The sequence below is a fragment of the Rhodococcus sp. IEGM 1307 genome (assembly GCF_030056915.1).
Taxonomy (GTDB): Bacteria; Actinomycetota; Actinomycetes; order Mycobacteriales; family Mycobacteriaceae; genus Rhodococcus_F; species Rhodococcus_F opacus_D.
Genome location: NZ_JASHKW010000007.1, coordinates 422,502 through 433,879 on the forward strand (window position 1 = coordinate 422,502; position 11,378 = coordinate 433,879).

Consider the following 11,378-nt stretch of genomic DNA (forward strand, 5'->3'; position numbering starts at 1 on the left):
TGCAGTTCCGGCAACAGATTTGTCAACACTATTGAGTCAAACGGCGGGAATCCGGTGGGGAAGGCCCCGAGGCGACGTCCCGTCGTTCCGGAGAAGGGCATGGCGATGAGCAAAGTGGTCAGCATGGCGGAAGCCATAGGAACGTACGTCGAAGACGGCATGACCGTGTGCCTCGAGGGATTCTCGCATCTCATCTCGTTCGCGGCCGCGCACGAGATCATCCGGCAACAGCGGCAGAACCTCACGCTGTGCCGGATGACGCCCGACATCGTGTCGGATCAACTCGTGGCCGCCGGTTGTGTCACCAAGCTCGTGGCCTCGTTCTTCGCGAGCGGATCCGCCGGATCCCTGCACGAGTTGCGACGCCGTATCGAGCACCACGATCCGGTTGCCCTCGAGGTCGAGGAGTACAGCCATTACGGAATGGTCTGCCGCTATCAGGCGGGCGCCGCGCGCCTCCCGTTCTTTCCGCTGCGCTCCTATGCCGGAAGCGACCTTCCGCGGCTCAACCCGCGAATTCGACTCGTCGACGATCCCTACGGGGAGGGCACCGTGTACGTCGTGCCTCCGCTGAACCCGGACGTCACCATCGTTCACGCGCAGCGCGCCGACCGTCACGGCAACGTGCAGATCTGGGGTATCTCCGGGGTTCAGCAGGAAGCGGTGTACGCCGCGGGGAAGGCGATCGTGGTCGTCGAGGAGATCGTCGACGACGAGGTCGTCCGCTCCGACCCCAGCCGCACGCTGATCCCTTCTCACGCGGTTGATGCCGTCGTCGCCTGTCCGCGCGGGGCGCATCCGTCCTACGTGCAGGGCTACTACGACCGGGACTGCGCGTTCTACCGACGCTGGACCGCGATCAGCAAGGACTCCGCACTCCTGCAGGCGTGGCTGAAGGAGTGGATCCATGGCACCGCGAATCACGACGAGTACCTGGACAAACTCGGCGGCGACTACTGGAACGACCTCGCCGTCGAGCCTCGATTCTCCGAACCAGTCGACTACGGGAGCCGGAAATGAGCACAGCACCACTCGGAGCGGTCTCGGCGACGGAGATCATCGTGTCCGTCGCCGCCCGCGAACTCGCCGGGAAGGGGCGCGTCTTCGCCGGCGTCGGCTTGCCGACTCTCGCCGTCGATCTCGCCAAGAGGACAAGTAACCCGGACGTCGAATTGATCTACGAATCGGGAGTGTGCGGCGCCCACCCCGCCGCGATGGCCGAGGGCATCGCCGACTCGGTCGTCGTGTCGGGCGCGGAGTCGGTGGTGTCGATGTCAGCGTTGTTCGGCTACGTGCTGCAGGGCGGCAACGTCGACGTCGGATTCCTCGGCGCGGCCCAGATCGACCGGTACGGCAGCCTCAACACCAGCATCATCGGAGACTGGGACAAGCCGACGGTCCGGTTGCCCGGTGCCGGTGGCGCCGTGGAGATCATGCCCAACGCCGGCGAGATCTTCGTGGTGATGCGCCGACACGACCCCAGCGCCTTCCCCGCGGAACTCGACTTCTGCACGTCGCCGAGTCCCGTCCGGGCCCGGGCCGCAGGTGATGGGATCATGCCCCGAGGCCGAGGGGTGACGAAGGTGTTCACGAACCTCGGGGTGCTGTCGCGGCAGGGCCCGTTCGACGAACTCGAACTGGTCAGCGTGCACGAGGGGGTCACCGTCGACGACGTGCGAGCCCAGACCGGCTGGGAGCTGAAGGTCGCGGACGATCTCACCGTCACCGCCCCGCCGACCCGCGAGGAGATTCACCTGCTCCGCGATGTGATCGACACGGTTCGGCTGTATCTGCGCTGACCCGGTCAGCCGAGCGAGTCCAATACCGCCGTCAGGACCCGGATCGCGCCGTCCTTGTCGAGGGGGTCGTTGCCGTTTCCGCACTTCGGTGAGTACACGCACGACGGGCAGCCTGACGTGCATTCGCACGATTCGATCGCTTCCCGGGTCGCGCCGAGCCAGCGAGTGAGTTCGGCGTGACCCCGGTCGGCGAATCCGGCGCCGCCTGCATGACCGTCGTAGACGAACACAGTCGGAAGTCCGGTGTCGGCGTGCACCGCCGTCGAGACGCCGCCGATGTCGCCTCGATCGCACACCGCGACGAGAGGCAGGAGCCCGATAGCGGCATGTTCGGCGGCGTGGAGCGAACCGGGCACGCGTTCGGCCGGAACACCGGCCCGCACCAGAAGTTCCGGGGTGACGGTGTACATCACCGCGCGGGTGGGGAGGGTCTGCTTCGGCATGTCCAGTTCGACCGCGTCGAGGACCTCGCCCGAAGGCAGCCGTCGCAGGTACCCGATCACCTGATGGGTCACCTCCACCTCGACGAGCGCCACCTCGACGTCGCCGAACTGCTTCTGCTCGAGCACCGAGGTGACGGTGATCTCGGTGGTCTCGCGGGCCGACGTCGTCCAGTCGGGGTCCTCCGCGTGCACCAGGGCGAGTCCCTGGTCGAGGTCGAGTTCGTCGACGACGTACGACTCACCCTGATGGATGTGGACGGCGCCGGGATGTGCCGTGGCGGGAGCGCGGCCCGTGTCGACAGTTCCGAGCATGCGTCCGGATTCCGACACGACAATTGCCACCTGGGTTCCGATTCCACCCCGGATATCCACTGCGCCATGAGGATTTGTGCCGGCGGTGACGAACCAGCCGTGCGCCCGCCGGCGGATCAGGCCCTGCTCGGCCAGCTTTCCGAGAACGTCGATCGCCCCGAAAGCCTCGGCCTCGGCGTCGGACAGTGGTAGTTCCATTGCCGCGCAGAGCAACTGCGGGCCGAGGACGTACGGATTGCTCGGGTCCGTGACGGTCGCCTCGACGGGTTTGTCGAGCAGCGCGGACGGGTGGTGGACGAGGTAGGTGTCGAGAGGGTCGTCACGCGCGACCAGGACTACGAGCGATCCTTCGCCGCGTCGCCCGGACCGGCCTCCCTGTTGCCAGAACGACGCCACCGTGCCGGGGAACCCGGCGACCACGACGGCGTCGAGGCCGGCGATGTCGACGCCGAGTTCCAGCGCATTCGTCGTCGCCGCCCCCAGCAGTGTGCCGTCCGCGAGTGCGGTCTCGAGCTCACGCCGATCCTCGGCGAGGTACCCGGCTCGATACGACGCGACTCGCGACGAGAGTTCGGGATCGATCTCCCCGAGTAGGCGTTTGGTCGCCATCGCGGTCAGCTCCGCGCCCCTGCGGGAGCGCACGAAGGTGAGCGTGCGGGCCCCCTCGACCATCAGGTCGGCCATGATGCGCGCGGCCTCCGAACCGGCGGGCCGTCGAACGGGGCTTCCGTTCTCCCCGGTGACCTCCCGCATGAGCGGGGGTTCCCACAGCGCGACCGTCCGGGGACCGTGTGGTGAACCGTCTTCCACTACCTCGGCGCAGGGCGCTCCGATCAGCCGTGACGCCGCCGCCCCGGGGTCCGCCGTCGTCGCGGACGCGAGGACGAAGACGGGTTCGGCGCCGTACCGTGCCGCGATGCGCCGGAGCCGCCGCAGCACGAGCGCGACATTCGAGCCGAAGACACCACGGTAGGAGTGGCATTCGTCGATCACCACGTAGGCCAGGTTCCGGAAGAAGTGCGCCCATCGCTGATGGGTCCGGAGGAGGGAGATGTGCAGCATGTCGGGGTTCGTGAAGAGCCACCGCGAGTTCTCCCGTGCCCAGTGCCGCACTTCGAGTGGGGTGTCGCCGTCGAACACGCACGGGCACACGCCCCGGAGGTCGTCCCCGGCGTCCAGGACCTCCGAGTCGATGAGCGAGGTCACGGCCCGCAGCTGGTCTGCTCCCAGCGCCTTGGTCGGCGAGAGGTAAAGGGCGGTCGCCCGCGGATCCGTTGCCAGAGTGGTGAGTACCGGAAGCTGGTAGGCAAGGGACTTGCCCGAGGCGGTGCCGGTCGACACCACGACGTTCGTCCCGTGATGTGCCAGGTCGGCGGCGGCGGCCTGGTGGGTCCAGGGACGGGGGATCCCGTTCTCCTGCATGGCCCGGACGACGCTCGGGTGCGCCCACGCGGGCCATTCCGACAGCTGAGAAGTCCGGGCAGGCATTTCGGCGGCGAAAGTGAGCGGGTTTTCGTCTCGGGGAACGCCCTCGAGGACTCGGTTCAGCAGCGCCCGGCCGTATGTTTCGCCCGTATTTCCACTGTCGTCACGTGGTGAAAACGGTGTGCTCACTGATGTCTCCGGGCTGTCGTAGGGGACGGGCGAGTAGCTTCCACACCGCCACGACCTGCGCATTTGATGATAACGAGTGCCTCTCCGGGGCTGTCGCCCGGGGTGTCGTGACCCCCGCGTCAATCCACTGTTTCGTGCCTGTTCGCTACAAGATCAACTTTTTGTGTGAATTGTTCGGATTTCGACTGTTGCGTTCGCGGAGTTCATGGTTGACTACAACTGGTCGCAGCTTCTGTGTTCGTAGGCTTGAAAGAGTGAACGTTCGCAGGATCGATGTTGCGAACGCGGTGCTCTGCTTTTCCTGAGGGGGAAATCTAGAAGTACAGCGGTCGGAACCGGCCCGGCGGACTGTATGTGCTGTCCGCCGAATCCGGTGGTTAGAAAGAGAAGGAAAAGCATGGCACAGGGCACTGTGAAGTGGTTCAACGCGGAAAAGGGCTTCGGCTTCATCGCACCCGAAGACGGCTCCGCTGACGTCTTCGTTCACTACTCCGAGATCCAGGGCAGCGGCTTCCGCACCCTCGAGGAGAACCAGCGCGTGGAGTTCGAGGTCGGCCAGGGCACCAAGGGCCCCCAGGCTACCGGCGTTCGCGCAGTCTGATTCTGCCGTTCACATTCGTGAACACGTAAATCAGATAGGCGGGGTCCTCGTGACCGCGTCTGATTCGTCCCCCATCGCCTGAGGCGGTGGGGGACGAGTCGTTTTCACGGCAACGGTGCCGTGGCATAAGGGGGTACTTCAGTGAGCCAGCTCTCCTTCTTCTCCGCGGAGGCGATGCCGCCGGCAGTCACCGATCTGTGCGGTCTTCTCGCCGCGACGGGTCAGGTGGTCACATCGGCCGGGCGTGCGCGGATCTCGATCGTGGTCGACGCGCAGTGGAGGGCGGAGGCGATTGCGGAGTTGATCGACCAGGCCGGACTCGAGGTCGAGATCACGCGCAGCGACGAGGGCAGCCCGCTGGTCCGCACCGCATCGGTCGTCGATTTGCTGCCTCTCGCGGACCAGTGGACGAGGGGAGCGGTCAAGGCGGTGCCCTCCGGCTGGGTGCCGTCGGGGCGTCAGCTGAGGGTGTGGGCTCTCGCGTCGGGCAGGACCGAAGCGGAAGGGGAGCGGTTCGTCCTCGGACTCGATCCGCACGCCCCGGATACCCACGCGCCGTTGGCTCAGGCATTGATGAGAGCGGGCATCGCGCCGACGCTGATCGGCACCCGTGGCTCCGGTCCGGGGCTCCGAATCTCGGGTCGGCGTAGGCTCGGCAGACTCGTCGAGAGCATCGGCGAGGCGCCCGGAAATTTGGACGACCGTACCGGTTGGCCCCACGTGTAGAGCCGCGTAGACGGTACTGATCTGCGAGGATGGGTTCCGGGTATGTCACTCTAGTAATAGGCGAACCGGGTATAAAAGGGTTTGTCTGCACAACTGTCGAGTGGCAGCGATCGACTTCAGGAAGGCTCGGGCTACAGGTGGCTAAAGGGGACAACGGCAGTGCACAGGGTGCGGCGGGAGCGTCCGGCCAGCCTCGCCGCCTCGTGATCGTCGAGTCGCCGACCAAGGCCCGCAAGATCGCCCCGTACCTCGGAAAGAACTATGTCGTCGAGGCGTCGGTCGGCCACATTCGTGACCTTCCGCGCGGAGCCGCAGACGTCCCGACCAAGTACAAGGGCGAGTCGTGGGCGCGGCTCGGCGTCAACGTCGACCATGATTTCGAACCGCTCTACGTGGTCAGTCCGGAGAAGAAGTCCAAGGTCACGGAGCTGAAGAGTCTCCTCAAGGACGCCGACGAACTCTTCCTGGCCACCGACCCCGACCGCGAGGGCGAAGCGATCGCCTGGCACCTCCTCGAGACGCTCAAGCCGAAGATCCCGGTTCGTCGGATGGTCTTCCACGAGATCACCGAGCCGGCCATCCGCGCCGCGGCCGAGGACACCCGCGAACTCGACACCGACTTGGTCGACGCTCAGGAGACCCGCCGCATCCTCGACCGTCTGTACGGCTACGAGGTCAGCCCCGTGCTGTGGAAGAAGGTCATGCCGAGGCTGTCGGCGGGCCGCGTGCAGTCCGTCGCCACCCGCGTCATCGTGCAGCGCGAACGCGAGCGGATGGCCTTCCGTTCGGCGTCCTACTGGGACATCTCCGCCACCCTCGACGCCGGCGCCGAGGCCAGCCCCCGCAGTTTCGGGGCGCGTCTGGTGAGCGTCGACGGCTCCCGGGTGGCCACCGGCCGCGACTTCGGCGCCGACGGCCAGCTGAAGACGAGCACCGTCACGGTTCTGGACGAGGCGCGGGCGCAGCGTCTGGCCGAGTCCCTCGCCGGTGTCGACCTCACCGTCTCCTCCGCCGAGAGCAAGCCGTACACCCGCAAGCCGTACGCGCCGTTCATGACGTCGACGTTGCAGCAGGAGGCGGGCCGCAAGCTCCGCTTCACGTCCGAGCGGACCATGCGCATCGCGCAGCGGCTGTACGAGAACGGCTACATCACTTACATGCGTACCGACTCGACGACCTTGTCGTCGTCGGCGATCGCTGCCGCCCGCGCGCAGGCCACCGAGTTGTACGGCGCCGAGTACGTGCACGACACACCGCGCCAGTACACGCGCAAGGTCAAGAACGCGCAGGAGGCGCACGAGGCCATCCGCCCGGCCGGTGACGTGTTCCAGACCCCTGGTCAGCTGCACTCCCGCCTCGACACCGACGAGTTCCGCCTGTACGAGCTGATCTGGCAGCGGACCGTGGCGTCGCAGATGGCGGACGCGCGGGGCACGACGCTGACCTTGCGGATCACCGGAACCGCGGGCACCGGCGAGGAATGCACCTTCTCCTCATCGGGCCGCACCATCACGTTCGCCGGATTCCTGAAGGCCTACGTGGAGAGCGTCGACGAGGAGGCCGGCGGCCAGTCCGACGACGCCGAGTCGCGCCTGCCGGTGCTCGTAGAGGGCCAGGCGGTCACCGCCACCAAGCTCGACCCCGACGGCCACACCACCAACCCGCCCGCCCGCTACACCGAGGCGAGCCTGATCAAGACCCTCGAAGAGCTGGGCATCGGCCGCCCGTCCACCTATTCGTCGATCATCAAGACCATTCTCGATCGCGGATACGTCTACAAACGCGGCAGCGCGCTGGTCCCGTCCTGGGTGGCGTTCGCCGTCATCGGTCTCCTCGAGATGCACTTCGGGCGGTTGGTCGACTTCGACTTCACCGCCGGGATGGAAGACGACCTCGACGCGATCGCCGGTGGCCGGGAACAGCGCGGCAACTGGCTGAGCAGTTTCTACTTCGGCGGCGATCACGGCGCCGAGGGTTCGGTTGCCCGTGAGGGCGGCCTGAAGAAGATGGTCGGCGTCAACCTCGAGGAGATCGACGCCCGCGAGGTCAACTCGATCAGGCTCTTCGACGACGCCGAGGGACGGGAAGTGCACGTCCGCGTCGGACGGTTCGGTCCGTACCTCGAGCGGATGGTCCAGAACCCGGACGATCCCGAGGGCGACCTCATCTCCCAGCGGGCCAACCTGCCCGACGACCTTCCGCCGGACGAGCTGACACCGGAGTACGCGGAGAAGCTGTTCTCGACGCCGCAGGAGGGTCGCAAGCTGGGCGTCGACCCGCTCACCGGCCACGAGATCGTCGCGAAGGAGGGCCGCTTCGGCCCCTACGTCACCGAGATCCTTCCCGAGCCGGAACCGGAGCCAGAACCGGCAGTGGTGCCGGTGACGGAGGAAGCCGGCGACGGGACGACCAAGACGAAGACAGCTGCCAAGAAGGCGCCCGCGAAGAAGGCGGCGGCGAAGAAGGCCACCGGTCCGAAGCCACGGACGGGTTCGCTGCTCAAGTCGATGGACCTGGCTACGGTGACCCTCGACGACGCCCTCAAGCTGCTGTCGCTGCCGCGCGTCGTGGGTGTCGATCCGGAGTCCAAGGACGAGATCACCGCGCAGAACGGTCGCTACGGCCCGTACCTGAAGAAGGGGACGGATTCGCGGTCCCTCGCCACCGAGGACCAGATGTTCACGGTGACCCTCGACGAGGCTCTGAAGATCTACGCGGAGCCCAAGCGCCGCGGTCGTCAGGCCGCGGCCACCCCGCCGCTGCGTGAGCTGGGCGTCGACGCGGTCAGCGAGAAGCCGATGGTGATCAAGGACGGCCGGTTCGGGCCGTACGTGACCGACGGTGAAACCAACGCCAGCCTCCGCAAGGGCGACGAGGTGGAGTCCATCACCGACGCCCGCGCTTCGGAACTGCTGGCGGATCGGCGTGCCCGCGGTCCCGTCAAGAAGAAGGCGACCGCGAAGAAGGCGCCCGCCAAGAAGGCGGCAAAGAAGACCGCCGCCAAGAAGGCGCCGGCCAAGAAGGCGGCCTCGAAGAAGGCAGCGGACAAGAAGGCGTGAGCCGGTACCTCGGGCCGGTCGTGCTGTCGCATGTGCCGGTTAGGCTGGCGCGGTGACGGTATTCGACCGGTTGGTGGGCCAAGAGGACGTCGAGGCCGAGCTGACGGCCGCGGCGACCGCCGCCCGTCGCGGAGTCGGTGCGATGGGCTCCTCGATGACGCATTCGTGGCTGTTCACCGGCCCGCCCGGATCGGGTAGGTCGGTGGCCGCGCAGTGTTTCGCCGCAGCACTCCAATGCACCAGCGACGGCGTTCCGGGCTGCGGCGTCTGCCACGCCTGCACCACAGCGATGGCCGGTACCCACGGCGACGTCCGGCAGGTCGTCCCCGAGGGCCTGAGCATCAGCGTCAAGGAGATGCGCGCCATCGTGCAGACCGCCGCCCGACGGCCGAGCACCGGGCGCTGGCAGATCGTGGTCGTCGAGGACGCGGACCGGCTCACCGAGGGGGCGGCCAACGCCCTCCTGAAAGTGGTGGAGGAGCCGCCGGATCGCACCGTGTTCCTGTTGTGTGCGCCCTCCGTCGACCCGCAGGACATCTCCGTGACGCTGCGGTCGCGCTGCCGGCACGTCCATCTCGTGACCCCGTCGGCTGATTCCATCGCCAAGGTCCTGCGCGAGCGGGACGGCCTGGATCCCGCCGATGCGCGACTGGCAGCCTCGATCAGCGGCGGTCACGTCGGGCGCGCCCGACGTCTTGCGACAGATCTCAATGCCAAAGTGCGTCGTAAGGACGCTCTGGATCTCGCTGTCGCGGCACTGCGACCCGCCACCGCGTTCGCCGCGGCGGAGGAACTGGTGCGTTCGGCCGATGCGGAGGCGAAGGAGATGAGCGCGTCCAGGGACGAGCAGGAGACCGAGGAGTTGCGCACCGCGCTGGGGGCGGGCGGCACCGGCAAGGGTGCTGCCGGAGCTCTGCGAGGCTCGGCCGGCGTGCTGAAGGATCTCGAGAAGCGCCAGAAGTCCAGGGCCACTCGCACGGGCCGTGACGCACTCGACCGTGCATTGATCGATCTGGCCGGTCTCTACCGCGACGCGCTCGCCGTCGCATGGAAATCGAACGCGGCCGCGAACCACCCGGACATGGCGGATCGGGCGGCCGACCTCGCCGCGCGAACAACGCCGGAAGGCCTTCTGAAGTGCATCGAAGCCGTCCTCGAGTGCCGCGAGGCGATCACCGTCAACGTCAAACCGCAGTGGGCTGTCGACGCCATGGTGGCCACTCTCGGCGATGCGTTCAGGGAGCCGTTTTCGCATACTCGGGGTTGAGGCGCTAGACTCGCCACCGCCGAAAGGCACCGCTGCCTTAGCTCAGTCGGTAGAGCATTTCACTCGTAATGAAAAGGTCGAGAGTTCGATTCTCTCAGGCAGCTCAGCGGTCCTCTGGCCCTTCCCGATCAGTCGGGAAGGGCCAGAGTCGTCTCCGGGACAGGACACGTCCGCCGTGACGGATGTGGATGTCCGGAAGAATCGTGAAGACTGGTCACGTGGACACCCACAGCGAAAATCCGACGACGCCGGCGGCCGGTCTGCGCGCACTCGGTGCACCCGCCGCTGTGGTTGCCGGCGCCGTTGTCGCCGCCGCGATCCTCCACTTCCGCGATCCGCATCAGCCGGGTTCGTACGGTTTCTGTCCGGTCTATGCCCTGACCGGGTGGTGGTGCCCGGCCTGTGGGGGGTTGAGGGCGGTGCACGACCTCACCAACCTCGACATCGGCGCCGCTGTGGCCGGCAATGTTCTGATCGTCCCGTTCATGGCGGTGATGGTCTTCGCCTGGATCGGATGGGTACGTCGCCGATGGCGAGGACAACGCGATCGCACCATCGTGTTCGGTCCGCGAGTGATGGTCGGTGTGCTCATTTTTGTTGCGGCGTTTACCGTCACCAGGAACACATCTTGGGGAAGCTGGCTCGCGCCGGCCTGACACCTGGTCGCCGCGGGCACGAAACAGAGAGTCGGTTCACAGATGGCAATGCAGGTCTTTTCGTTGATCGCGATCCTGGGCGCGCTGATCGTCCTCATTCCGACCGCGCTGCGAGTCTTCGGCAAGAGCGACAACGTGAAGGCGCCGGACGAGACCGAGGAGTGAGTTCGGTGCACTCTCGACAACCCACCGTCGCGCGGTCATGATTTCGATATGAGCGATTCGCTGAAGGACCGGGTGCGCGAGAAGCTGTTGCGCCAGCTGGCCGAGGACGGGGGCCACCCGGTCCAGGAGGCGGAGGGGGACGATCCACGATTGGTTTCCATCGATTCCGACCTCGCGGCTTTGGAGCAGGCGTCGGACGGTGATGTGGTGATCGAGGAGCTGGCCGCCAAGTACTGGGTGCCCTGAACCAGCGTTTCGCGGCGTTGACCTGGCGATTTGGTGTTCTTGTTTCCCTTCGCGTAACTTATTCCAGGTCAGAGCGACACGGACACCGACCCCGGCCGGAAGGCGGGGGACACGAGGTTGGACGAAGGCGCCTGGTACATCGGAGGTTCATCGTCGTGTACGGTGGTGCTTCCATCCCGGTTAGATTCTGATCAGCGTCTCGGCTTGCGCCGGTGAGGCTGGTAGGATAAGCTGGAAAAGTTGCCCCGGAGCGGCTGGCGAGTGTGTCAGTGGTGATGGTGTGTGCGTGTTCTTTGAGAACTCAACAGTGTGTCGATGAATGTCAGTGCCAAATGTTTTTGGTACTCCGCATCACGGATGATCAACTGGCCCTTCGGGTTTGGTTGTGAGTTGTGGTGTGGGTATTTGCTGGCTCTTCTCCTTCTTCCGTCGGAGGGGGTCAGTGTTTGAAAATGCTAGTTTGAGTTTTTGATTGCTAGTGATTTGACTC

Annotated in this window: 10 protein-coding genes and 1 tRNA gene; 10 read left to right on the forward strand and 1 reads right to left on the reverse strand. The window is 66.3% G+C overall.

Going from position 1 to position 11,378, the window contains the following annotated elements; genetic code table 11:
- The first annotated feature begins 99 nt into the window (after window positions 1-99).
- Both QM841_RS16800 and QM841_RS16805 read left to right on the forward strand, forming a co-directional pair.
- Entirely contained in the window at window positions 100-1,020 is a 921-nt protein-coding gene (locus QM841_RS16800) for a CoA transferase subunit A (protein ID WP_283332844.1), read from the forward strand.
- Window positions 1,017-1,799 carry a CoA-transferase subunit beta gene (locus tag QM841_RS16805; RefSeq protein WP_283332845.1) on the forward strand — a complete coding sequence of 261 codons (783 nt, stop codon included), beginning with the start codon at window positions 1,017-1,019 and terminating at the stop codon, window positions 1,797-1,799. The genes QM841_RS16800 and QM841_RS16805 overlap by 4 nt, the downstream gene beginning before the upstream one ends.
- A 5-nt stretch (window positions 1,800-1,804) precedes the next feature.
- Here the strand turns inward: QM841_RS16805 and QM841_RS16810 are convergent, their stop codons facing one another.
- Complete coding sequence (locus tag QM841_RS16810; protein ID WP_283332846.1) at window positions 1,805-4,168, reverse strand: DEAD/DEAH box helicase; 2,364 nt, start codon at window positions 4,166-4,168, stop codon at window positions 1,805-1,807.
- Between the two features lie 397 nt (window positions 4,169-4,565).
- On the opposite strand from QM841_RS16810, the gene QM841_RS16815 reads away from it, so the two are divergent.
- From QM841_RS16815 to QM841_RS16850, 8 genes are all read left to right on the forward strand, one after another.
- On the forward strand, window positions 4,566-4,769 hold the full coding sequence (locus tag QM841_RS16815; RefSeq protein ID WP_005248460.1) for a cold-shock protein: 204 nt from the start codon (window positions 4,566-4,568) through the stop codon (window positions 4,767-4,769).
- A 141-nt stretch (window positions 4,770-4,910) separates the two neighbouring features.
- A complete protein-coding gene (locus QM841_RS16820) occupies window positions 4,911-5,495 on the forward strand; it encodes a hypothetical protein (RefSeq protein ID WP_283332847.1) in 585 nt (194 codons plus the stop codon).
- A 137-nt stretch (window positions 5,496-5,632) separates the two neighbouring features.
- Window positions 5,633-8,554: a type I DNA topoisomerase gene (gene topA, locus QM841_RS16825; RefSeq protein ID WP_283332848.1), complete on the forward strand. Its 2,922-nt coding sequence runs from the start codon at window positions 5,633-5,635 to the stop codon at window positions 8,552-8,554.
- Window positions 8,555-8,606: 52 nt separating this feature from the next.
- Window positions 8,607-9,821 (forward strand): DNA polymerase III subunit delta', encoded by a 1,215-nt coding sequence (locus tag QM841_RS16830; RefSeq protein ID WP_280782883.1) that lies wholly within the window; start codon window positions 8,607-8,609, stop codon window positions 9,819-9,821.
- A 31-nt stretch (window positions 9,822-9,852) separates the two neighbouring features.
- Window positions 9,853-9,925 (forward strand) — tRNA-Thr (locus QM841_RS16835).
- 114 nt (window positions 9,926-10,039) lie between these two features.
- The gene (locus QM841_RS16840; protein WP_280782882.1) at window positions 10,040-10,477 is read left to right on the forward strand and encodes a DUF2752 domain-containing protein; all 438 of its coding nucleotides are present in this window, start codon (window positions 10,040-10,042) and stop codon (window positions 10,475-10,477) included.
- Window positions 10,478-10,519: 42 nt separating this feature from the next.
- Window positions 10,520-10,642: a hypothetical protein gene (locus tag QM841_RS16845; protein WP_005248443.1), complete on the forward strand. Its 123-nt coding sequence runs from the start codon at window positions 10,520-10,522 to the stop codon at window positions 10,640-10,642.
- Between the two features lie 48 nt (window positions 10,643-10,690).
- On the forward strand, window positions 10,691-10,888 hold the full coding sequence (locus QM841_RS16850) for a hypothetical protein (protein WP_005248440.1): 198 nt from the start codon (window positions 10,691-10,693) through the stop codon (window positions 10,886-10,888).
- Window positions 10,889-11,378 lie beyond the last annotated feature (490 nt).